The following is a 22,476-nucleotide window of genomic DNA, read 5'->3' as shown; positions in this document are numbered from 1 at the left end:
TTTTTAATCTTCCCATTCTGTATGAAAAATACCTTCACGATCTAAACGCTCATACGTATGAGAACCAAAATAATCTCGTTGCGCTTGTATTAAATTTAAAGGTAATTTACTTGAAGTATAGGCGTCAAAATAAGTAAGTGAATTTGAAAGCCCTGGTAAAGGAATTCCGTTTTGTGCTCCAAATGCCACTAATTCTCTAGCCGCATCTACCGTTTCTTTTATTTTGCTTACAAAATTAGGAGAAAGTAAAAGATTCGGTAATGTTGGCTCAGCTATAAAAGCTTCGGTAATATCAGCTAATAAACCTGCACGAATAATACAACCTGCCCTCCAAATTTTTGCAATTACGGCAATGTCTAGATTATAACCATATTCTTTTGATGCATCTGCCAATTGGTGCAATCCTTGAGAATAGGTAATAATAAAAGAGAAGTACAAAGCCTTTTCGGTAAGCGCTTCTAATTTCTCTTTATCCATATGAGCAACGGTTGGTCTATCATAAAGTGCATCTGCTTTTACTCTCTCGTCTTTTAATGCGGAAAGTTCTCTCATGCTTACCGCAACATCAATAGATGGAACAGGTATACCCAGGTCCATTGCATTTTGGCTCGTCCATTTACCGGTACCTTTTTGCTTTGCCTTATCTAAAATTTGATCTACTAAACGTCCTTTGGTCAAATCATCTTCTTGTTCAAAAATTTCAGATGTAATTTCAACTAAGAAAGATTGTAACCTACCAGAATTCCATTTGGCAAAAGTGCTATGTAATTCATCATTATTGTAATCGCCTCCTTTTTTAAGTACATCGTATATTTCTGAAGTCAACTGCATTAAGCCGTATTCAATACCATTGTGAACCATTTTCACATAATTCCCGGCAGATTTTGGACCTAAATAGGCAACACATGGCTCACCATTATATTTAGCGGAAACCGCTTCAAAAATAGGTTTAATATGCTCGTACGCAGATTTAGAACCTCCGGGCATAATGCTAGGTCCTTTTCTAGCACCTTTTGCACCACCGGAAACCCCTGCACCAAAGAAGTTGATAGCCCTTTCTTGCAATTGCGCTTCTCTTCTGTCCGTATCGGTAAAAAAAGAGTTACCGCCATCAATAATAATATCGCCTTTATCTATATGTGGTAAAAGAGATTCTATAACGCCGTCAACAATTTTACCTGCAGGAACCAAAAGCATTATTTTACGAGGTTGCTTTAAGTTCTTTACAAAGGTTTTTATGTTGCTAGAGGCATTGACTTTTTCTACATCTCCACCTAAAGTCTTTAAGGCCTCTACTTTTTCATCATCTAAATCATATCCAAAAGCAGAAAAGCCATTATCTGCTACGTTAAGGATAAAATTTTGTCCCATTACCCCAAGACCTACTAAACCAAAATCGTACATAAATTGTATGTTTTATAATTAAAAGACATTAAAATGTTACAACACTTTAGTTATACTTTGTTGCTAACATAATGTGAATCAAAAATAATTTAAAATATTGACTTTAAATCTAAATAACATCTTAAACAAGCCTAATAATGGCTTACTTTTTAAGATATTTACAAATAAATAGAATTTCAACCTATAATGAAAAAGACAGAAAATCATATGCTCGTAATATTTGGGGCATCTGGAGATTTAACGGCAAGAAAACTGATACCTGCCATATTCAATTTATATAAAGGAAATGATCTTCCTGAAAATTTTGTGGTACTTGGCGTTAGTAGGAGTGATTTGGGCGATTTAAAGTTTAGGAATAAGGTAGTTTTAGAAAGTCCCTATCTAGAAGATGAACGAAAGGAGTTTGATGAGGATTATATTCAAAAATTTGCCGAAAAATTGTTTTATGAAGATTTAGGTTCTGATTACGACACATCATATGAACGATTGGAAAAACGAATTTCAGATTTAGATCAGAAATACGGTACGAACGGAAATCATATATTTTATCTTTCAACACCACCAAGTTTATATGAGCCAATAGCTAAAAACTTGTCCGATCAAGGATTGAATGATGATTCTAATGGTTGGCGTAGACTAATTGTAGAAAAACCATTTGGTTATAGCTTACAATCTGCTAAAGAATTAAATGACGGACTACATACTTATTTTAAGGAAAATCAGATTTTTAGAATTGATCATTATTTAGGTAAAGAAACGGTACAGAATCTACTGGTAACCCGTTTTGCCAATAGTATTTTTGAGCCTCTTTGGAACAGAAACTATATACACCATGTGGAGATTACAAATGCTGAAAGCGTGGGTGTTGAAAAAAGAGGTGGCTATTATGATAAATCTGGGGCATTACGAGATATGTTTCAAAGTCATTTATTGCAAATTGTTGCTTTGATCGTCATGGAGCCGCCATTAAGTGCCGATGCCGAAGAAATTAGAAATGAGAAGTTAAAAGCGTTAAAGTCGTTAAAAATAATGAACGATGAGAAAACGCTTTTTGATAATACCATAAGAGCACAATATGTTGCTTCTAAAATAGATGGTCAAGAAGTAAAGGGATATCGCGAAGAAGAGGGTGTAGATGAAAATTCCACGACAGAAACTTTTGCTGCAATTAAATTTTTTGTAGACAATTGGCGTTGGGCAGATGTACCTTTTTATGTAAGGACAGCCAAACGTATGCCTACCAAAGTGACCGAGGTTGTTATACATTTTAAAACACCGCATCATCAAATATTCAAAGAGTCGGGTATTAGCAATAAAGACAATAAATTAATTATTAGAATACAGCCCGATGAAGGCATTCTAATTAAATTTGGAGTAAAGGTTCCAGGTCAAGGTTTTGAAGTAGAGCGTGCCAATATGGATTTCTACTATTCTAGTTTAACCGAAACTCATGTGATGGAAGCTTATGAAAGATTACTATTAGATGCAATGCAGGGTGATGCAACCCTATATGCAAGGGCAGATGAAGTTGAAGCTGCTTGGGCATTTGTAGATCCAATTTTAGAGTATTGGAAAAATGGCAAGGATGTAAAAATGTACGGTTATGCAGCTGGTGTTTGGGGACCTGAAAACGCAAATGATCTTATAGAAGGTGTAGGAGAATGGCGTAATCCAAGTGAGAATCTGGCAGATGAATCTGGCTATTGTGTTATTTGTTAGTCAAAGCACAAGAAATAATATTAAAGTAAAAAATGGAATTAAAAGTATATCAAAATAAAAACAAGGTAGCGGAAGAGTTTTCTAAGTACTTAATTGAAAAATCAGGTACTCAGAAGGCTTTTCATATTGCCTTATCTGGTGGAAGCACCCCAAAAATAGTTTTTGACGTTCTTGCTGAACAATTTTCAAAGGATATTGATTGGAACAGCATTCATTTATATTGGGGAGATGAAAGGTGTGTGGCACCCACGGATGCTGAAAGTAACTATAAAATGACAGTAGAACACCTTATTTCTAAGGTTGATATTCCAGAGGGAAATATACATAGAATTAAAGGTGAGGAAGATCCAAAAGAAGAAGCTAAGCGTTACGGAGCGTTATTGGAGGAAGAATTGCCAAAGGAATTAGGTTTACCACAATTTGATCTGGTTATTTTAGGTATGGGAGATGATGGTCATACAGCTTCTATTTTTCCGCATGAAATCAATTTATGGGTATCACCGGATAATTGCGAAGTCGCTATTCACCCAGAATCCGGGCAAAGACGAGTATCTCTTACGGGTAGAATAATCAATAATGCTAAAACAGTAGCATTTTTGGTCACCGGCGAAAGTAAGGCAGAGAAAGTAAAGGTAATCGTTGATAGGGAAGAGGGTTATTTAGAATACCCGGCAAGTCACGTAGCACCTAAAACAAAAGACTTGGTCTGGTTTTTAGATGCTGCCGCGGCAAAGCTTCTTACTTCATATCGATCTTAATATTTTCAGATTCCAATTCTTTGATATAATCTTGAGAGTTAAAGGATTTTGACTCGAATTTAGTGTCTCTTTCTTGAGCTTCTAGTTTGCGGTATTTACTTCTTGCAAATCTTCTGACCCCTTGATCATCTGAAATTATAAGACCGGGCACGGGAACATTTTTACCATCTGTTCCCTTGGCTACCATGGTAAAGTAAGATGAGTTGCAATGCTTTTTGGTACCAGAGGTAATGTTTTCCGATTCTACACGAACACCAACCACCATAGAAGTACGGCCGGTATAGTTAATACTGGCTTTAAGGGTTACCAATTCTCCTACTTCTATAGGGTTTAGAAAGTTAACGCGATTTACCGATGCTGTTACACAATACTGTTGTGAGTGTTTAGAGGCACAGGCAAAGGCAATTTGATCCATTAAGTTTAATATATGGCCACCGTGTACCTTGCCCCCAAAATTGGAATGGGACGGCAGCATCAATTCTGTTATAGAAACTCTTGATTCTTTTACGCTTTTGAACTTTTCCATAAACTTCTCGCTATAATGTGGTTATTTAATTTCTAAAATGAGGAGATTTTTCTGCATGAACCTCTGTAATAAAGTATTTAGTGTCTCCTAGCCAAAAGAAGGTAGCATAGCGCTCAACATAACTTACTTTTACATATTGCCCTTGATATTCCTTTAATTTGTCTATAACTTCCTTGTCTTTGTCCAATACCGAAAATGAAAATATCTGAGCACCAGAGATTCCTTGGCTTATTTCGCCTTCCCAAGTCTTCACTAATACCCCTTTGTGACTTATTTTTATAAGTTCGCCAGATCTAACACCTTCACTGAAGGTTACAAAGTAGATAAAGGCATAATATAAAGCTCCTATTAGTACTATGCCCAATAAAAGTAATGATACTATTTTTTTCATGTGTTTAATTTAAAATTGAATTAATGGTTGTTATCTAATGATTTTATAGGTTCTTCTTCATGTTCATCATCTTCGCTAGCACGATTTAGGATGGACTCAGGAATTGATTTTTTTGCTTTGGCACCCATTTTTTTCAGCTTCTCTATGCTGGTAACAATATTACCACGGCCTTCTACTAATTTGTTCATTGCTCCACGGTATTCACCTTTGGCCTCATCCATCTTTTTGCCAACTTTGGTCAGGTCATTTACAAAACCTTCAAATTTATCATAAAGAGCACCTGCTTGTCTTGCTATTTCAATAGCATTTCGTTGTTGCTTTTCATTGTTCCACATGCTATCTATAGTACGTAAAGTAGCCAAAAGGGTAGAAGGGGTAACAATAATGATGTTCTGCTCAAATGCTTTATTGTATAAAGAGCTATCTTGGTTTATGGCTATTGCAAACGCAGGTTCTATAGGAACGAACATCAATACAAAATCTGGACTCTCCATCTCATAAAGGTCTTCGTATTTTTTAGCGGATAATTGGTCTACATGCCTTCTTAGGGAGTTTATATGGTCTTTTAAGAATTTCTCCTTAAAATCATCTTCTGAATTAACATAGCGTTCGTAATCGGTAAGAGATACTTTAGAATCGACCACCATTTTTTTACCATCGGGCAAATTGATGATGACATCTGGTAGCACACGACTACCATCTTCTCGTTTAAAGCTTTGCTGAACTATATATTCGCGATCCTTCTCTAGACCAGATTTCTCCAATACGCGTTCTAATACAAGCTCACCCCAGTTACCTTGCATTTTGCTATCACCCTTTAATGCCTTGGTCAAGTTTTCGGCTTCTTGGGTAATCTTAATGTTCTGGGTTTGTAAATGTAGTAGTTGTTCTTTTAAAGCGGAATGGATACTGATATTCTCTTTCTGACTTTCCTCTACCTTCTTTTCAAACAGAAGAATTTTTTCATTTAAGGGAGTAAGAATATTCTTGATGTTCTTCTCATTACGTTCCGTGAATTTTAAACTCTTTTCTTCCAATATTTTATTGGCAAGATTTTCAAACTCCTTTGTGAATTTTTCTTGAAGCTTTTCTACTTCCTCTTTCTGCTCTTTGTTCTTTAAGCGTAAATTATCTAAATCAGCTTGATAACGCACTATTTGGTTTCCCAGCTGTTCTTTATCCGTTTGTAATTTAAATTTTTGGTTTTCACTTTCCTTTAATCTATCCTGAAAGACAGAAAGGTTGTTTAGCATTTGCTGCTCTCGTTCCTCTAAAGTGCTTTGGCGCGATTTTGTTTTTAGAAGCTGTATATAATTACCCAAAAAATATCCTATGGCAAGACAAAGGATAGCGATAATTAAGTAAATGTAAATCTCGTTCATATGTGCACTGCAGTAATCATGTAAAGATACTTGATTGCTCAATAAAGTTTAAAAGAGCAGGTCTGTTTTTAATTAACATACCTGCTCTAATTTCTTATAAATGTTGAAAAACCTATTTTTTAATCTTAAAAGAGCCCGTATTGGAGTCAAAAGAAATCATATCGGTTGGGAAGAGTGTATCAAAATTCTTGTTCTTTATGAGATTGCATGGTTGGTCAAAAGCATTGTTGACTCCGTCTAAAATCAGCATTTTATCACATAATTGAATAGCCAATTCAATTTCATGACTGGTATATAAAATAATTTTATTTGTGCTGTGGGCAAGGGACTTCAGTAGTTTTAAAATAGATACCTTATGATAAAGATCCAGATGAGAGGTAGGCTCATCAAGTAGAATAATATCGGTATCTTGAATAAGGGCACGGGCAATAAGAACACGTTGCAATTGTCCGTCACTAAGCTGAAAGCATTTTTTGGATAATAACGGTTCAAGAGCTAAGAGTGCAACACTTTTTTTGATAATGGCAGTATCATTAGCTGTCAATTTACCCAACCAATTGGTGTAAGGTTGTCTGCCCAGCGCCAATAACTCATACACAGATAAGTTTTTAGAAGCAATTGGTTCCGTTAAAACGACACTGACCTTAGATGCAATTTGTAATTCACTATAGTCTGTAAGTTCTTTTCCTTCAATTTGTATGGATCCAGAAAGTTTAGGTTGAAAATTACCTAAGGTACGTAACAGTGTAGATTTGCCAATACCGTTTACACCAACTATAGCAGCAAGTTCCCCTTTCATTAAATGAAATGAAATGTTAGAAACCACTATGTTTTCATCATAACCAATATCAAGGTCGTTGATAAGAAATGTGCTATTTGATGTATTCTTATTGATAATACCTGTTTTTAATTAAAAAATCATTTTTCTTTTACGTAACAATAACCATATAACTACTGGCGCACCAAAAATACTGGTAATGGCGTTAATTGGTAAAACACTCATATAACCTGGTAGTTGCGCAATAGTATCGCATAACAACATTAAAATGGCTCCGCAAATAAGTACAGCGGGTATTTGAATTTTATGATCCGTCGTATGAAATATCTGTTTAGTGATATGGGGAACCGCCAGACCTACAAATGCAATAGGACCGGCAAATGCCGTAATTGATCCTGCAAGCAGTCCGGTGGCGACTATAATAATGTACCGCGATTTTTTTAGAGCTATGCCTAAACTTTTAGCATAGTTCTCACCAAGTAATAAGGCATTTAAAGGCTTAATGGAAACAATGCTAAAAGTAATTCCTACAACCGTACATAAGGCAACGATACTTAATTGTAGCCAAGATAAATTTCCTAAACTGCCAAAGGACCAAAATATATATTGCTGTAGTTTTTCGGCCTTTGTAAAATAAGAAAGTACGCTGACTATGGCAGCAGTAATACTGCCGAACATTAGACCAATAATTAACAATGCCATGGTATCCTTAACTTTTGCGGCCACGATCAATACCAAGAATAAAACTAAAAAACTACCAAGGCTAGATGCAATTGCAAGTGTAAAGTCGTTAAAAGCGGAAAAACTGAAGACTGCCGAGAATAGTGAAGTGCCCATTATTAAAATTGCCGCTCCTAAACTGGCTCCAGAGCTTATGCCCAGAACGTAAGGTCCTGCCAAAGGGTTTCTGAATAAAGTCTGCATTAACAACCCGCTTAATGATAAACCACCACCAACCATAACGGCCGTAATTGCTTTTGGTAGCCTATACTCCCAAATAATATAATAGCTAGAAGATTCTTTAAGTGTAGAGCCAAATATAATTTTAAAAGTATCTGCTAAAGGAATAGCAACAGATCCCAGACAAATATTAATGGAAAGGCAAACTATTAATAGAATTAAAAGTAAAATGAACTGTAGGCTATATGTAGTTTGTTTAAACAATTAAAGCAGTGGTTTAAAAAAGTATGGTGTATAGTTGGGTAACAATCCAGGGTGTAAAATATGAATTAAATCCTTTAAAACTAGATCAGGTCTTTGTGGTGCCAGTTCGTAATATAACGTGCCACCTGTTTCTCCTTTTGTATTTGCCGTAGTAAATACTTTTCTTTTTTTAAAGGCATCAAATCGCATGTAGTGCTCGCTTGCGTCTTGCATTTCTTGGTAAGTGGAAAATTGAGCAGGTCCTATCCAATACTCGGCATGTTGCCCAAGATCTAGGGCACTTTCCCAACTTAAAGAAAGACTTCCGTTTTCATCGGTAGATTTCCATAAATACAGGGCATTGGCATCTTTTAGAAAATTGGCTGCCCAGCTTTTGCCTCCCGGCAAATACCAAACATCATTGTACATGGCACCACTAAGAACGGTAGGTTTGCTTTTAGCCCCAGCAGCTAGTTTTTTGGCTTCTAGATAGGATGTTTCAATATTATTAAAGATAGCATCTGCCTTTTGGGTCTTGTTAAAAAATGGAGCAAAAAATTTAATCCATTCCGCTTTTCCCAAGGGTGTTTCTTCAACCCAATCACCATTATAAACTACGGGGATATTAGCGCGTTGTATGGTTTCATAAGTGCTGTTGCCACCGTTTATGGCAAAGCCAAAGATTAAATCTGGTTGCAATGCCAGGACAGCTTCGGTATTTATACTTTCGTTGACACCTAATTCTTTAATTTTTCCAGCATCTATTAATTTTCTTGTTGCTGTAGAAGAAATGTACTTGGTATCTGGAAAGCCAATAAGTTGGTTTAAAGCTCCTAATTCTTCTAAAGCGGGAATATGAGTAGTTGAGGTCACCACAATATGTTCAACAGGCGTTGAAATTATAGCGTCATATTCATTTTTGTTTAAAGTGACACTTGCTTGTAGTTCTTTAGGAACCAAAGCGTAGGTGTATGTAGTTTTGGCATTTGCCCAAGGTTTTAATACCCTGATAATGGTAATGCCGTTACTTTGGTTTTGAATTGAAAAACCATTGGCATATTTTATTAAAGTGCTTTTTGTATTGGTTTTGTTTACAATTGTTTCTTTTTTCTCCTGCTTGCATCCGCATAACAAAAGAAGGTAACTAATAAAAAGCAAGCGTTTTAACATGGTAGTAATTCGTCTATTTTTCAAAAGTAGTATTATAAAAGTTTACTTAGAAAGATTAAACTAAATGTTTACTTTCGCCATGAATTTTGGTTTTCATTGTTTTTTGTAATGAAATTAAAAGGGAATCTAGTGAAAATCTAGAGCTGTTCCCGCAACTGTAAGCTTAGTCTTTGTTTTAAAGATGGCTGCTATTTCTTCGGTACCACTGTTATTAGTTTAATGGGAAGGTGAATAGTAGTACGTAAGTCAGGAGACCTGCCATATTTTTAATTTAAATGCGATGGACTTTCGGGTAAAAAGTCGTTGTTGTGATGAAAAAGTTAATTTCAATAGTACTAGTGTTTTGTGCTACAGTTGGGTATGCACAACGAGATTCCATTTTAAACTTGGATGAAGTTGTGGTGTCCGATAGTAGAGTTAAGCAGTACGCTGAGGGGTATAAAGTAACTGTATTACAAGATAGTATGATACAACGTACTAACGGATCTCTTACCTCGTTACTGGCATTTAATTCTAACATTTATTTTAAAGAGAATGGATTTGGTATGGTTTCTTCCCCTGCCTTTAGAGGAACCAATGCGTCTCATACCGCAGTTATATGGAATGGTATAAATATAAACTCACAGTTAAACGGACAAGTAGATTTTAATACCATAAACCCATTTAACTACAATTCTATTAGCATTCGTAGTGGCGGTGGAAGCGTGCAGTATGGTTCAGGAGCTATAGGCGGTAGTATTCATTTAAATAGCGATTTATTATTTAAAGAGCACTTTGATAATCAAGTTTCTATTGGTTATGGAAGTTATAAAACAAAAAAAATAAATTTTAATCAGAGTTATGGTAGCCGATCAATGTCCTACAGTTTAGGGGTTAATTATAATGCATCGGATAATAACTATAAGTATTTAAACACCGGTGAGGAGAATAAGAATGGCGAGTTTAATAATCTAAATTTAAATTGGAATATAGGTTATGTTCTTTCTGAAAATCAGATACTGAAGTTATACCATCAAACTTTTATTAGTGATAGAAATTTGTCGGGAAACTTGGTGGTTTTAGGTAGAAGTAAGTATAAAGATAACCAGTATAGAACTCAGTTAGAGTGGGGGAGTTATGGACCAAAAGCGATATCTAAAATAAAACTAGCCTACTTGCAAGAAGAGTATAAATATTTTGAGAATAAAGATGCGGCTATTTACTCCTTTGGGAAGGTGTCTAATTTTTTAGCAAGATATTCTCTGAATTATAAGCTTTCCAAATTTTTTAGACTTAACTCTTTTTTGGAATATAATAACTATAAAGGCGCGGGGGATAGTTTTGGAAGTCCAGAAAGGGATGATTTTTCTGCGACGGCCCTATTAAAACATATTATTTCATCTACAATAGCCTACAATTTGAGTGTTAGGCAAGACTTTTCTTCAGATTTCTCAAGCCCTTTGGTTTTTTCGTTCGATGGTAGTTATAGTCTTACGGACAATTACCAGGTAAAGATAAATGCATCAAAAAATTTTAGGACTCCCACCTTCAATGATTTGTATTGGCAACCAGGTGGAAATTTAGAGCTTGTTCCTGAAAAATCATACCAGTTAGATTTTGGGAATGTTTTAAATATTGGGGCTGTCTCTATGCAATATAACGGGTATTATATTTCAACAAAAGACATGATTAAATGGTTGCCCAATAATGAAGGGGTTTGGTCTCCTATAAATATAGACGATGTTGAAATTTACGGAGCCGAGGCAAAAATAGAAGCAAATTATTCTTTAGGTAAGAACCAAGAGCTAGGGATTAAGACAAATTATGCCTATACCGTCTCAGAAGATAAGAGTACTAATGAACAGTTAATTTATGTGCCATTCCATACGGCAAACGGTTCATTAGAATATAGAATAGCGGACTTAAATTTGTTTTATCAGCATTTGTATAATGGTTCTGTATCTATTGTTGGAGGGGAATTGAAAGAATATCAAGTAGCAAATCTTGGGGTAACTTATACGGCGGATATATTGAAAAAAGATTTAAAATATACCATAGGAGTTACTGTTAACAATGTGTTTAATACATATTACGAAAACGTAGCATTACGTCCTATGCCCAACAGAAATATACAAACACAATTAATATTAAATTTTTAAAAATGAAATTGAAACACTTTATGTTAACAGCGGCTTTCGCCTCATTTATACTTACATCTTGTAGTGATGATGATGATATGCCAACACCGGGAACAATAGGAATAGCTACAACAGAAGATAGTTATGATGAGGGAGAAGGAACAGTAGGAATAACCATCAGTACTACAAGCGTAAATGCTATGGATGTAACCATTAATTATGAAGTAACAGGAACAGCCACTGAAGGGGAGGACTATCAATCTTTATCAGGGTCGGTGATTTTACCGGCAGGGGAAACATCAGTACAAGAAAGTTTAATTTTAATTGATGATACGGAGGTTGAATCTTCTGAAGAGGTAATTTTTACTATTACATCTACTAGTAATGAAGAGGATATTGTGGGAGCTAATAGTTCTTTAATAGTAACAATTACGGATAATGATTCTTACCCATTTGAAAATGGGATATTGGTTTCTCATGAAGGAAATTTTATGCAAGGAAATGCTTCTATTTCTTTTGTTTCGGATGATTTAGCCACTGTGGAAAACGATATTTTTAAAACAGTAAATGATGCAGATGCATTAGGGGACAATGCACAGAGTATGTCTTTTTACGAAAATATGGCTTATATAGTAATGAATGGTTCCCAGAAGATAGAAGTTGTAAATCGTTATACTTTTGAGTCTGTTGCCACAATTGGAGGGCCAAGCGAGACAGATTTTTTAAACCCTCGTTATATGGCAATAGCTAATGGTAAAGGATATGTTACAAATTGGGGAGACGGTTCTAATCCTGATGATGATTATGTTGCTGTAATCGACTTAGAAACAAATACCGTAGAATCTACTATTTCAGTTGCGGAAGGGCCAGAGAAAATTATTGTGAAGGATAATACCGTTTATGTAGCGCTCCAAGGAGGGTTTAATCAAAATAGCGGGGTTACTGTAATTGATGCTACCACCAATACGGTTACTACGACCATTACAGTAGGAGATCGCCCTAATTCAATGCAATTAGATGCTAGTGGAAATCTTTGGGTATTATCAAGTGGAAATCCATCTTGGACCGGAAATGAGACTGCCGGACAAATAGATTATATTAATACTACGGATAATACGGTTACAACAACGATGAATTATGCAGTTACGGAACATCCAGGTAATTTAGAAATTGATGGAGCTACTCTTTATTATTATTCTGGAGGGTCTGTGTATGCTATGGATACTACAGCAAGTATATTGCCAACAACTGCGGTAATTGAAGGTCTTAATTTTTATGATATGGCTGTTATTGATGGTAAACTTTATGGGGTAGATGCCAAAGATTTTGTCAGCAATGGCTCTTTAGAGGTTTATGATTTATCAGATAATACCTTATTGGCTTCTAAAACAGTTTCTATTATTCCAGGAGGTATATATTTTAACGAAACAGCAGCAAGATAAAATCTAATTAAAAAATACAATTTTCAATAGTCTAAATAACAGATTATTGTAAAATTTAATAATAAAAAAAGCTGAACAATAGTATCATTGTTCAGCTTTTTTTAAATCGTTTTTTGGCTTCAGGAAATCTTGTATTTAAAAGCGCAATATTAAAGCCAATGCTTTAAATAACGTATTGGAGTAAGTTAGAACTCCAAATCATAAACGGTATCATCCACCATCTTATCGCTCATCATACTATTTTCTTTAGAACTGCTAATAATATTGATGGGGTATTTAACCGTAAAGTCGCGTTTACCGGTAGTACCGGTAATTACCTCAATGGCTTTTGCCAATAAAGGTTCGTTTTCTTCCCCAATAATACCAAGGTTGCTATAATCTTCTTTCAACTCATAATCTGGTTGTAAACCGCTTGTAAAATCATAAAAACCATCGGCATTTTCATTCCTGCCAATTAAGGGTTGTATTGCCCATTGATTGTCTGGATTGATATTGTTGACTCTTGAAGGTGTGTATAAATATGAGTTTTCCCTATCATCTACCAATGTGGTGGAAAATTCATTTTTACCTCTGGTAACATCACCAATTTGAATAACATCTATATAAGGCTCCAAGCTATTGATCAATAATTCACTGGCAGAAGCAGAACTAGCAGACGTAATAACATATAATTTGTTAAAGCCTAAAGAATTAATGGTCTCCCCATTAATCTTATCGGCAAAATATACCTCTAACTGACTATCGTTAAATTGTTCTTGTAGTTTATCGTTGTATCTCTTTCTAAGAAAAATATCGGATGTGTTGGTGCCGTAAATCATACTGGCTAATAATCTTGTAGTATTTACAGATCCACCTGGGTTGTAGCGTAAATCCATAACTAGATTGGTAATACCGGCAGATTTCAAATCTTGAACTGCAGCGTACAGGTCGTCATCATATTCATTGGTAAATTGGTTGTACATGATATAGCCAATGTTTTCCCCGGCAATGGTAAAAGATTTGGAAAGAAAAACAGGGTTTTCAGCCAGACCTTCTTCTTTTGTTAAGGTTACCTCTTCTTCGTTGGGAACAATATTACCATTCTCAAAGTCTGCCATGTTCAAGGTATACGTATCATTATCGCCAAAAAGCAGACCAATGTAGTTGTCAATGGTCAATGTTTGGCCATCAACTCCGGTAAACAGATCTCCACGTTGAATATTGGCAGAGGTTGCATTGGAATTGGGAATAATGTAGCGAACAAATCCAAAAATTTCATCGCTATCTTGAAATTGGACAAGACCAAACTCCAGGCCGTTACTTTTAGAAATACCTGCCAACGAATTTGTAAGCTCACGATAATCTTCATTAAAAAAGCTAAATCTGTCTTCTATATATTGTAGTTTATTCTCGAAAAATGATGCAGGGTCATCTTCAGAATCTAAAAATGCGGTATAGGCAGCTCTACCTTCTTCCGTATTTTCAAAACGATCATCTGCTAAGTCATCTACGTTAGCTTGCCAGAAATACCAAAAGTTCATGGCCTTCCACATGAAATCCTGTACTTCTACATTTGCAGAGCCATCTGGGTCTACCGTATTGGGTAATGAAAGATCATCATCTTTTGAGCATGAAAATGCTAGTACGGCAGCAAACACTATTATTATCTTCTTCATACTAAGTGTAACTAAAATGTTTTGATTTTATTTCTTTTCAGATACAGGTATTTTAGCAACAGGAACGCTGTTGTTCAATAATAGTGTTGTATTTCTCGGGTTATATAGTTTTGAACTAGAAACAACATTGGCTGGTAAAATCACATCAAAATTTCTTTTAGCTCCATTACCGTTGATTTCCTGTATGGCTCTTGCCAATAGAGGTTCATTTGCATCACCCAAAACTCCTAAGTTGGTAACATCTTCTGAAAGTTCAATATCAGGAATTAATCCATCCACATAGTCCGAAAAGCCAGCACTATTTTCAACCCTACTTATTATTGGCTGTAGTCCCCACTGAACATTAGGATTAATATTGTCAACTCTTTCAGGGTCATAGACATTACCACCTTCTGGATCATCCACAAATAGTACAGAGCCTTGGTTTTTACCAACGGTAGTACCACCTATATGTACTACATCAATATAAGGTTCCAAACCAACCATCACTAATTCACTAGCAGATGCAGAAGCTTCTGTAGCTATGATATACACTTTATTTAAATTTAATGTATTCAGTGCCGCATCTGAATTACCATCAGCAGTACCGGTGGTGCTAACAAAATAATTATCCGTTAAACTACTATCAAATTCTGCTTGTAATTTCGCATTATATATTGTTTTAAATAAAAGGTCGTTGGTGTTGGTGCCTTTGATTAAACTGGCTAAAACAGCGGCAGTAGATCCTCTACCACCTGGGTTATAACGTAAATCCAATACCAGTTCATTTACACCTTGTGCTATGAAATCCGCAAAAACTGAATTAAGGTTATCTTCAGATCCAGATACGAATTGGTTGTACATTAAGTATCCAATTTTTTTGTCTCCAGATGTAATAACGGTATTTACATGGATAGGATTTTCAATTAATCCTTCAGTTTTGGTTAGGGTTACTTTTTTATCACTAGGGCTTATGCCACCATCAACAATATCAGCCATGTTAAGTGTGTAGGTGTCATTATTCCCAAAAAGTAATTCTATATAATTATCAAGGTTTAATGTTTGACCATCAACCCCTATAAATAAATCGCCTCTTTTAATGTCTTTGCCCGATGCATCAGAATCCTTTACAATGTACTCTACAAAACCAAATACGTCTTCGGTACCAGAGATAAGACCTAAACCAAATTGTAGACCGTTACTTTTAGAAATACCTGCAGAACTGTTTACCAATTCAGTATAATCATCGCTATAAAAGGTAAACCTATCTTCGGAAAACAACAATTTGTTTTCTAATAAAGCAACCGGATCATCATTTTCTGCAAGATATTCTTCGTAAGCGGTCTGTGTATCAAATCGATCATCTGCTAAATCTGGTACATCTCCTTGCCAGAAATAATAAAGGTTCAGTGTTTGCCAAAAAAAGTTTTGGACTTCAATGTCAACTTCTACCGTTTCTTCTTCCTCTTCAGGATTTTCAATTTCTTCTTCTTCAACTACGGGGTCGTTATCATCATTACTACATGACATTGTAATAAGACCTAGACAAAGGAGGGACAAGAAAAATTTTTTCATAGTTATTTTTAATATTAATTAAAGAGTACTGCTTTAGCCAATTTATAAGCCATCATAAACTATACCGAAAACAGAAGTTTAAATAAGTACGTATATAATTAGTAATAGGATGTTAAATTTACTTACAAGTCAAGGAAATAAAAATTAATTGTAACAAAAATCGTTCAGCGTCGTCTTCTTTTTGTAAACCTGTAAGAAAGGTTACAGACAGCCAAACCAAATGAAACAAACGGAGTTTTTAAATATTGTATTACCATTTAAGGATAAGTTGTTCCGTATGGCCAAAAGGTTGTTGGTGTCTACAGAAGAGGCAGAAGATGCAACTCAAGAGATACTGATAAAGCTTTGGTCAAAAAAGAATAAAATGGAAAGTTATAATAATGTAGAGGCATTTGCCATGACCATGACCAAGAACTTTTGCTTAGATCGTTTAAAATCTAAACAAGCGGGAAATTTAAAATTGGTACATAGTAATTATACCGATGCCAGTACATCTTTGCAGAGCGAATTAGAGGCAAAAGATAGTATTGATTGGGTTGAGAGAATTATGGCAGAATTACCTGAGCAGCAGAAAATGGTATTACAATTACGGGATGTAGAACAATATGAATATGAAGAAATAGAAAAATTATTGGATATGAAACCTACGGCCATACGGGTAGCTTTGTCCAGAGCAAGAAAAACCGTAAGGGAAAAATTAATGGAAAAGCATAATTATGGAATTGCATAACATAGAAAAATTAATAGAAAAGTATTTTGATGCGACCACTACGATTGCAGAAGAAGAAATACTTAGGAAGTACTTTTCAGAGGGTAACATTGCTCCGCACTTAGAGCAGCATGCACCTTTGTTCAATTACTTTACAAAAGCAAAAGAAGAGCGCTTTACAAAGCAGGTGCCATTAAAACCTAGAAAAAATTATTTGAAATGGGCATCCGTTGCTGCAATTGCAATCATTATGGTAGGGCTATATTTTTACGAACCTACACCACCTCCGGTTACTTTGGCAGATGAGTATACCCCAGAGGAAATAGCATCTGCAAAAGAGGCCTTGGCCTTATTGGCAATGAATTTTAATAAGGGTACAGAGCAACTGAACCATTTAAATGAATTTGAAAAGACAACGAATAAATTTTTAACGAAAAGTAATTAAAATGAAAAAGATACTAGTATTAACACTGTTGGTGTTAGCCCCGGTAATAATTAACGCTCAAGATATTTTTGAAAAATATGAGGATAATGATAAGGTAACCTTTGTTGCCATGCAGCCCAAAATGTTTCAAATGTTGGGTAAAATGAGTGTAAGTTCAGACGACCCGGAGGCAAAGGAATTTTTTGAGTTAGTAAATTCCATAACCAGTTTTAAGGTAATTACAACTGAAGATGCGGCAATTTCCAAAGACGTGGATAGTTGGGTAACCAATAGACTTAAGAGCTCTTCTTTTGAAGAGTTGATGAGAGTACGTGACGGTAGCTCTAATGTAAAGTTTTATGTAAAGGAAGGTAAGGACAGTGATCACGTTAAAGAACTATTGATGTTCGTAACAGGGTTAAAAGACATGGATATAGATGTAAATGGTAAGAAATTGGAAACAGTCCTGTTATCCTTGACCGGAGATATCAATTTAAGATCAGTATCAAAGTTGACCGATAAAATGGATTTGCCGGGTGGTGACCAATTGGGTAAAGCAGCTAAAAACGGAAATTAAAAATGAATTAAGCGTGTTATATTTTACAGGGCACGCTTAATTATAAGTCAATAATTCATCAATCACCAGATCCTGTAACGGGTGAAGGTATTTAAAATCAACAATCATGAAAAAAGTAGCAGTAGTATTTTTAATGGCAATTTTACCCGCGTTGGGTTTTTCACAATCCGTATTCGATAAATATGAAAATATGGATAACGTAGGGTCCGTAATAGTAAATAAAGGTATGATAGACCTTGTATCTAAATTTGGAAATCTTAGTGATGACAAAGAGGCTCAAGAGTTTATGGAAATAGCCAGCGGATTAAAAAATGTGAAGGTCTTTATGACTGAAGATGCAAGCGTATCTGCAGACATGTCATCTACGGTAAAGAAGTACCTGAAATCTTCTAAACTAGAAGAATTAATGCGAGTCAAGGATAAAGATGTAAATGTAAAGTTCTATATAAAAGACGGCAAAAAGAAAGACCATGTATCGGAATTGTTAATGTTCGTTAGTGGTTTGGAGAATGTAGATGTTGGTCATAATGGCAGAAAACTTGAAACCGTACTTGTAAGTCTCACAGGAGATATAGATTTAAATAAAATAGGAACATTGACCAGTAAAATGGACCTGCCAAAGGATTTGAACAAAGCATCTGGAAAGTAAAAGTTTAATGAAAAGGTCTTCTATATATTTAGGGGACCTTTTTCCTAAAAAAAACATAGTATGAAATATGTATATTGGATGATGGTTGTAATTTTTGGTTTAACCATGTCATCGTGTTCATCTGAACAGAGTTTACAAGAATATTATATTGCCAATGCAGAGAATCCGAATTTTATGTCTTTTGATTTGCCTTCCAGCTTATTGAATTTGGAAAAGGCAGATTTGAGTGCATCTGAAAAAGAAGCGGCTTCCTCCCTTAAGAAGTTGAATATTTTGGCATTTCAAAAAAAACCGGATAACGAAGCAGATTATCTGGTACAAAAAAAGACTATTAAATCAATACTGAAAGGTTCAGATTATAGTGAGCTGATGAAAATGAATACCCCTTTTGGTAAGGCGACTTTACAGCTAAAGGAAGATGGAGACACTATTGATGAGGTTATTATTTACGGTGATAACGATGAAAAAGGACTTGTTTTGGTTCGTGTTTTAGGAGATGACATGAATCCGGCCAGTTTTGTTCAATTAATTCAGGCAATGGAGAAATCTAATTTTGAAGGTAAAGGTTTAGAGCAACTTGGCGATTTAATAAAAGGTTAAGAGCAAGTTTTATTTTGTTTAAGAACAGCCCGTTACGTTTACGTAACGGGTTTTTATTTGCTGTAGAATTGTGCATCGGTTATTTTTAATGTGACCATTCAATAAAATTGGTGTCATAATAAATGAGAACAATTAAATAACAACCTAAACAAACATTAAAAATGGAAAAAACACAAGTATGGATTGACAAAGGGATTGAATTAGCCATGGAATACGGTCCTAAAATTATATTAGCTCTTTTAATATATATTATTGGTTCTTGGATAATCAAGAAATTGATAGGAGTTGTAAATAAAGGAATGACCAAGCAACAGTATGATGAGTCGCTTAGAAAGTTCTTACTGAATTTGGCGAAATGGGCACTTACCGTATTTTTGATAATTACCGTTATTTCAACGTTAGGAGTAGAGACAACAAGTTTTGCAGCGGTTATTGCGGCGGCTGGTCTTGCAATTGGTCTAGCGTTACAAGGGTCACTTTCTAATTTTGCGGGCGGTGTTTTGCTTATCATCTTTAAGCCTTATAAAATAGGGGATTTAATTGAAGCTCAGGGTGTATTGGGTAGTGTAAAGGAAATAGAGATTTTTACCACCAAACTAATAACCCCGGAAAATAAATTGGCAATTGTACCTAATGGTGCAATGGCAAACGGAAACATTGTAAACTATACGGCAGAAGGTAAAATTAGAGTAGATACAACAGTAGGTGTAGATTATGGTTCTGATTTACAGAAAACAAAAGAAGTGTTACAGGCAATGTTAGAAGCTAATCCAAAAGTGCTTAAAGATCCGGCTCCATCTGTAAATGTATCTGAATTGGCAGATAGTTCAGTAAACTTGGCCGTACGCCCTTTCTGTAAGCCAGAAGATTACTGGGATGTTTACTTTGCCACCATTGAAGGTACTAAGAAAGCATTAGATGGTGCAGGTATAGAAATACCTTACCCACATGAAGTTCAAATTAATAAATAATATAGTCTAGTTAGTTAATAAAAAGCCCGTTGAACTTGCTCAACGGGCTTTTTTAATTTTATTCGATAGTCTCATATAAAATACTTTGAGCCTTATTCATTTAATCTTTTGCGATTTGTAGATTATTTTTTCCAAAATCCAAGGTTCTGATCGGGAACGGAATGTTGATATCGCGTTCGTCAAAATGTTTCTTGATTATTTTAATGGCTTTGTGTCTTGCTGCATGTTCCTGTTTTACATTTACACAGTCTGCCCAAAAACGCACCATAAAATTGATGGAACTATCTCCAAATTCCGTAAAAAAGAATTCTACATCTTCACCGTCGTTTTGTTGAAAGTTGTCGCTGATAATTTTTACGGTAAGGTCTTCTACCATTTGTAAGTCGCTTTCATAGCCAACACCACAGTTTACAAATATTCTATTTCTATTGTTCATAGAATAATTGGTGAACGATCCATCTATAAATTTGGAATTTGGTATCACCACTACATTATTGTCGGGTTTTTTTAGAATAATGTTTCGCAAGCTAATTTCCGTAACAAAACCAGATACACCATCTGCCGTAATAAAGTCATTTATTTTTAGCTGTGGCATGAACGAGAGTATAAGTCCGCCAAAGGTATTGCTCAAGGTACCTTGTAGAGCTAAACCAATTGCTAAACCAACTACACCTGCACCTGCTAAAATACTTGTTAAAACCTTATCTAAGTCCAAAACCCCAAGGGCTATAAAGAAACCTATTAAAATAATGACAACAAAAACTACTTTGGCTATAATTTCTTGAATAGAAACTTGTGATATTTTTCTTAGTATGGTCTTCTTAAGTAATTTCCGTATTCCTCTTGCTAGAAAATAAAATAAGAACATTACCAAAACAGCCATGGCGAAATTTGGTAATTTTAAAATGATGGATTCTAGCCATCCATCTAATTTATCCCATAAATTACTTATGGATTCTTCAACTGAGAAATTTGTTTGCATACAATTTTAGATTTGTGTTCGTAAGGAATATATAGGATACGAATCACAATCTAAAATGCATATCGCCCAAAACGGGCGATATGAAGTCTTTGAATTAAAGAAAAATTTTAATGCATTAAAAGTGGCTTAAATACCCGTATAGTTACTAGGGGATATTTGCTTTAACTCCTCCTTAATTTCATCAGAAACTTCTAAGGTGTCAATGAAGTTTGCGATAGAACTTTTATTGATTTTTTCATTGGTACGTGTTAGACCCTTTAAGGCTTCGTACGGATTAGGGTAACTTTCACGTCTTAAAATCGTTTGAATGGCCTCAGCAACTACCGCCCAATTGTTCTCTAAATCCTGTTCAAATTTTTCCTTATTCAAAAGTAATTTGTTCAAGCCTTTTAAAGTAGATTGAAAAGCGATGATTGTATGCGCAAAAGGAACGCCTACGTTTCTTAATACGGTACTATCGGTTAAATCTCTTTGAAGTCTAGATACTGGTAGTTTAGCCGATAAATGCTCAAATAGGGCATTGGCAATACCAAGATTACCTTCGGAGTTTTCAAAATCTATAGGGTTTACTTTATGGGGCATAGCAGAGGAGCCCACTTCGCCAGCTTTAATTTTCTGTTTAAAGTAATCCATGGAGACATAGGTCCAGAAATCTCTATCTAAGTCTAAAATAATAGTATTAATGCGCTTTAGGGTATCGAACAAGGCGGCCATATGGTCATAATGTTCTATCTGTGTTGTAGGGAACGAATGCTGTAATCCTAATTTCTCTTGAACGAACTTTTGACCGAATGCTTTCCAGTCAATAGAAGGATATGCCACTAAATGTGCATTGAAATTACCGGTTGCACCTCCAAATTTGGCGGCACTAGGTATATCGTTCAATAAATTAAACTGTTCTTTTAAACGGGTTACAAAAACCATTATTTCTTTCCCTAAACGAGTAGGGGATGCTGGCTGCCCATGTGTTCTTGCAAGCATTGGTATATCTGACCATTCTTTGGTCAATTCTTCCAATTTTTCTACAAGTTGAAAGTATTGAGGAACAAAAACATTGTTCATTGCTTCTTTAATGGAAAGCGGTATTGCAGTATTGTTTATGTCTTGTGAAGTCAGTCCAAAGTGAATGAATTCTTTAAATTCCGATATTCCTAAGTTGTCAAAGGCTTTTTTGATAAAGTACTCAACCGCCTTTACATCATGGTTTGTTGTTTTCTCTATTTCTTTTATTTCCTGCGCATCGGAAGTTGTAAAATCGGTATATATTTTTCTAAGTGTTTCAAACTTTGAAGAATCAAAGGAAGATAGTTGCGGAAGTGGAATTTCACATAGAGCGATAAAATACTCTATTTCAACTCTTACCCTATATTTTATCAACGCTTCTTCTGAAAAATATGCAGATAAAGAATTGGTTTTAGAACTATAACGACCGTCAATTGGAGAAATGGCACTTAATGCGTTGAGAGACATAAACAATGGTTAAATTATTAAGGGGCAAATATACCTATTCGAATTAAAGTTTAAA

The 22,476-nt window shown here is 35.1% G+C and carries 21 protein-coding genes and 1 riboswitch; of the genes, 10 read left to right on the top strand and 11 right to left on the bottom strand.

The features are described 5' to 3' along the window. Positions 1 to 3: 3 nt before the first annotated feature. Complete coding sequence (gndA, locus tag I600_RS03155) at positions 4 to 1,404, bottom strand: NADP-dependent phosphogluconate dehydrogenase (protein ID WP_058103046.1); 1,401 nt, start codon at positions 1,402 to 1,404, stop codon at positions 4 to 6. 186 nt (positions 1,405 to 1,590) lie between these two features. On the opposite strand from gndA, the gene zwf reads away from it, so the two are divergent. Further along, positions 1,591 to 3,123 (top strand): glucose-6-phosphate dehydrogenase, encoded by a 1,533-nt coding sequence (gene zwf, locus I600_RS03150; RefSeq protein WP_058103045.1) that lies wholly within the window; start codon positions 1,591 to 1,593, stop codon positions 3,121 to 3,123. 32 nt (positions 3,124 to 3,155) lie between these two features. Then, positions 3,156 to 3,881, top strand: a complete 726-nt coding sequence (pgl, locus tag I600_RS03145; protein ID WP_058103044.1) for a 6-phosphogluconolactonase — start codon at positions 3,156 to 3,158, stop codon at positions 3,879 to 3,881. On the opposite strand, the gene I600_RS03140 is transcribed toward pgl, so the two are convergent. The 6 genes from I600_RS03140 to I600_RS03115 all read right to left on the bottom strand — a co-directional run bounded on the left by I600_RS03140 (position 3,862) and on the right by I600_RS03115 (position 9,295). Next, a complete protein-coding gene (locus I600_RS03140) occupies positions 3,862 to 4,407 on the bottom strand; it encodes an acyl-CoA thioesterase (protein WP_058103043.1) in 546 nt (181 codons plus the stop codon). The genes pgl and I600_RS03140 overlap by 20 nt on opposite strands. Before the next feature lie 25 nt (positions 4,408 to 4,432). Then, on the bottom strand, positions 4,433 to 4,798 hold the full coding sequence (locus I600_RS03135) for a hypothetical protein (protein ID WP_058103042.1): 366 nt from the start codon (positions 4,796 to 4,798) through the stop codon (positions 4,433 to 4,435). 20 nt (positions 4,799 to 4,818) lie between these two features. Then, the gene (gene rmuC / locus I600_RS03130; RefSeq protein ID WP_058103041.1) at positions 4,819 to 6,180 is read right to left on the bottom strand and encodes a DNA recombination protein RmuC; all 1,362 of its coding nucleotides are present in this window, start codon (positions 6,178 to 6,180) and stop codon (positions 4,819 to 4,821) included. A gap of 112 nt (positions 6,181 to 6,292) precedes the next feature. Further along, positions 6,293 to 7,006, bottom strand: a complete 714-nt coding sequence (locus I600_RS03125) for an ABC transporter ATP-binding protein (protein ID WP_262493575.1) — start codon at positions 7,004 to 7,006, stop codon at positions 6,293 to 6,295. Between the two features lie 84 nt (positions 7,007 to 7,090). After that, complete coding sequence (locus I600_RS03120) at positions 7,091 to 8,122, bottom strand: FecCD family ABC transporter permease (RefSeq protein WP_058103039.1); 1,032 nt, start codon at positions 8,120 to 8,122, stop codon at positions 7,091 to 7,093. After that, entirely contained in the window at positions 8,123 to 9,295 is a 1,173-nt protein-coding gene (locus I600_RS03115) for an ABC transporter substrate-binding protein (RefSeq protein ID WP_245188834.1), read from the bottom strand. 46 nt (positions 9,296 to 9,341) lie between these two features. Further along, positions 9,342 to 9,548: riboswitch (cobalamin riboswitch) on the top strand. Positions 9,549 to 9,582: 34 nt separating this feature from the next. Between I600_RS03115 and I600_RS03110 the strand changes: the two genes are divergently transcribed. Together I600_RS03110 and I600_RS03105 are read left to right on the top strand one after the other, a co-directional pair. Next, positions 9,583 to 11,409, top strand: coding sequence for a TonB-dependent receptor plug domain-containing protein (locus tag I600_RS03110; RefSeq protein WP_058103037.1), 1,827 nt, complete (start codon positions 9,583 to 9,585; stop codon positions 11,407 to 11,409). A 2-nt stretch (positions 11,410 to 11,411) separates the two neighbouring features. Next, positions 11,412 to 12,830 carry a DUF5074 domain-containing protein gene (locus tag I600_RS03105; protein ID WP_058103036.1) on the top strand — a complete coding sequence of 473 codons (1,419 nt, stop codon included), beginning with the start codon at positions 11,412 to 11,414 and terminating at the stop codon, positions 12,828 to 12,830. Positions 12,831 to 13,015: 185 nt separating this feature from the next. On the opposite strand, the gene I600_RS03100 is transcribed toward I600_RS03105, so the two are convergent. Together I600_RS03100 and I600_RS03095 are read right to left on the bottom strand one after the other, a co-directional pair. Beyond that, complete coding sequence (locus I600_RS03100; RefSeq protein WP_058103035.1) at positions 13,016 to 14,485, bottom strand: S41 family peptidase; 1,470 nt, start codon at positions 14,483 to 14,485, stop codon at positions 13,016 to 13,018. Between the two features lie 27 nt (positions 14,486 to 14,512). After that, on the bottom strand, positions 14,513 to 16,039 hold the full coding sequence (locus tag I600_RS03095; protein ID WP_058103034.1) for a S41 family peptidase: 1,527 nt from the start codon (positions 16,037 to 16,039) through the stop codon (positions 14,513 to 14,515). Positions 16,040 to 16,259: 220 nt separating this feature from the next. Here I600_RS03095 and I600_RS03090 point away from each other — a divergent pair, with 220 nt between their 5' ends. The 6 genes from I600_RS03090 (at position 16,260) to I600_RS03065 (ending at position 19,969) form a co-directional block, all read left to right on the top strand. Next, positions 16,260 to 16,769, top strand: coding sequence for an RNA polymerase sigma factor (locus tag I600_RS03090; protein WP_058103033.1), 510 nt, complete (start codon positions 16,260 to 16,262; stop codon positions 16,767 to 16,769). Beyond that, positions 16,756 to 17,193 (top strand): hypothetical protein, encoded by a 438-nt coding sequence (locus tag I600_RS03085; RefSeq protein WP_058103032.1) that lies wholly within the window; start codon positions 16,756 to 16,758, stop codon positions 17,191 to 17,193. The genes I600_RS03090 and I600_RS03085 overlap by 14 nt, the downstream gene beginning before the upstream one ends. 1 nt (position 17,194) lies before the next feature. Continuing rightward, positions 17,195 to 17,749, top strand: a complete 555-nt coding sequence (locus I600_RS03080; protein ID WP_058103031.1) for a DUF4252 domain-containing protein — start codon at positions 17,195 to 17,197, stop codon at positions 17,747 to 17,749. A 106-nt stretch (positions 17,750 to 17,855) separates the two neighbouring features. Continuing rightward, complete coding sequence (locus I600_RS03075) at positions 17,856 to 18,398, top strand: DUF4252 domain-containing protein (protein WP_058103030.1); 543 nt, start codon at positions 17,856 to 17,858, stop codon at positions 18,396 to 18,398. A gap of 60 nt (positions 18,399 to 18,458) precedes the next feature. After that, a complete protein-coding gene (locus I600_RS03070) occupies positions 18,459 to 18,998 on the top strand; it encodes a DUF4252 domain-containing protein (RefSeq protein ID WP_058103029.1) in 540 nt (179 codons plus the stop codon). A 161-nt stretch (positions 18,999 to 19,159) separates the two neighbouring features. Beyond that, the gene (locus I600_RS03065; RefSeq protein ID WP_058103028.1) at positions 19,160 to 19,969 is read left to right on the top strand and encodes a mechanosensitive ion channel family protein; all 810 of its coding nucleotides are present in this window, start codon (positions 19,160 to 19,162) and stop codon (positions 19,967 to 19,969) included. A gap of 100 nt (positions 19,970 to 20,069) precedes the next feature. On the opposite strand, the gene I600_RS03060 is transcribed toward I600_RS03065, so the two are convergent. Together I600_RS03060 and purB are read right to left on the bottom strand one after the other, a co-directional pair. Beyond that, a complete protein-coding gene (locus I600_RS03060; protein ID WP_058103027.1) occupies positions 20,070 to 20,951 on the bottom strand; it encodes a mechanosensitive ion channel family protein in 882 nt (293 codons plus the stop codon). A 126-nt stretch (positions 20,952 to 21,077) separates the two neighbouring features. Continuing rightward, positions 21,078 to 22,421 (bottom strand): adenylosuccinate lyase, encoded by a 1,344-nt coding sequence (gene purB / locus I600_RS03055; protein WP_058103026.1) that lies wholly within the window; start codon positions 22,419 to 22,421, stop codon positions 21,078 to 21,080. Positions 22,422 to 22,476: the final 55 nt, after the last annotated feature.

Source organism: Maribacter dokdonensis DSW-8, assembly GCF_001447995.1.
Classification (GTDB): Bacteria; Bacteroidota; Bacteroidia; order Flavobacteriales; family Flavobacteriaceae; genus Maribacter; species Maribacter dokdonensis.
The sequence above is the reverse complement of the archived record's forward strand: the minus strand, read 5'-3'. Positions and strand labels throughout refer to the sequence as shown.

Bases quoted from the DNA above. Each gene is read 5' to 3' on its own strand.
- I600_RS03140 (WP_058103043.1), bottom strand. From the start codon at position 4,407: ATGGAAAAGTTCAAAAGCGTAAAAGAATCAAGAGTTTCTATAACAGAA.
- I600_RS03085 (WP_058103032.1), top strand. From the start codon at position 16,756: ATGGAATTGCATAACATAGAAAAATTAATAGAAAAGTATTTTGATGCG.
- I600_RS03110 (WP_058103037.1), top strand. From the start codon at position 9,583: ATGAAAAAGTTAATTTCAATAGTACTAGTGTTTTGTGCTACAGTTGGG.
- I600_RS03105 (WP_058103036.1), top strand. From the start codon at position 11,412: ATGAAATTGAAACACTTTATGTTAACAGCGGCTTTCGCCTCATTTATA.
- I600_RS03135 (WP_058103042.1), bottom strand. From the start codon at position 4,798: ATGAAAAAAATAGTATCATTACTTTTATTGGGCATAGTACTAATAGGA.
- I600_RS03060 (WP_058103027.1), bottom strand. From the start codon at position 20,951: ATGCAAACAAATTTCTCAGTTGAAGAATCCATAAGTAATTTATGGGAT.
- zwf (WP_058103045.1), top strand. From the start codon at position 1,591: ATGAAAAAGACAGAAAATCATATGCTCGTAATATTTGGGGCATCTGGA.
- I600_RS03075 (WP_058103030.1), top strand. From the start codon at position 17,856: ATGAAAAAAGTAGCAGTAGTATTTTTAATGGCAATTTTACCCGCGTTG.
- pgl (WP_058103044.1), top strand. From the start codon at position 3,156: ATGGAATTAAAAGTATATCAAAATAAAAACAAGGTAGCGGAAGAGTTT.
- I600_RS03080 (WP_058103031.1), top strand. From the start codon at position 17,195: ATGAAAAAGATACTAGTATTAACACTGTTGGTGTTAGCCCCGGTAATA.
- I600_RS03100 (WP_058103035.1), bottom strand. From the start codon at position 14,485: ATGAAGAAGATAATAATAGTGTTTGCTGCCGTACTAGCATTTTCATGC.
- I600_RS03090 (WP_058103033.1), top strand. From the start codon at position 16,260: ATGAAACAAACGGAGTTTTTAAATATTGTATTACCATTTAAGGATAAG.
- purB (WP_058103026.1), bottom strand. From the start codon at position 22,421: ATGTCTCTCAACGCATTAAGTGCCATTTCTCCAATTGACGGTCGTTAT.
- gndA (WP_058103046.1), bottom strand. From the start codon at position 1,404: ATGTACGATTTTGGTTTAGTAGGTCTTGGGGTAATGGGACAAAATTTT.
- rmuC (WP_058103041.1), bottom strand. From the start codon at position 6,180: ATGAACGAGATTTACATTTACTTAATTATCGCTATCCTTTGTCTTGCC.
- I600_RS03065 (WP_058103028.1), top strand. From the start codon at position 19,160: ATGGAAAAAACACAAGTATGGATTGACAAAGGGATTGAATTAGCCATG.
- I600_RS03095 (WP_058103034.1), bottom strand. From the start codon at position 16,039: ATGAAAAAATTTTTCTTGTCCCTCCTTTGTCTAGGTCTTATTACAATG.
- I600_RS03070 (WP_058103029.1), top strand. From the start codon at position 18,459: ATGAAATATGTATATTGGATGATGGTTGTAATTTTTGGTTTAACCATG.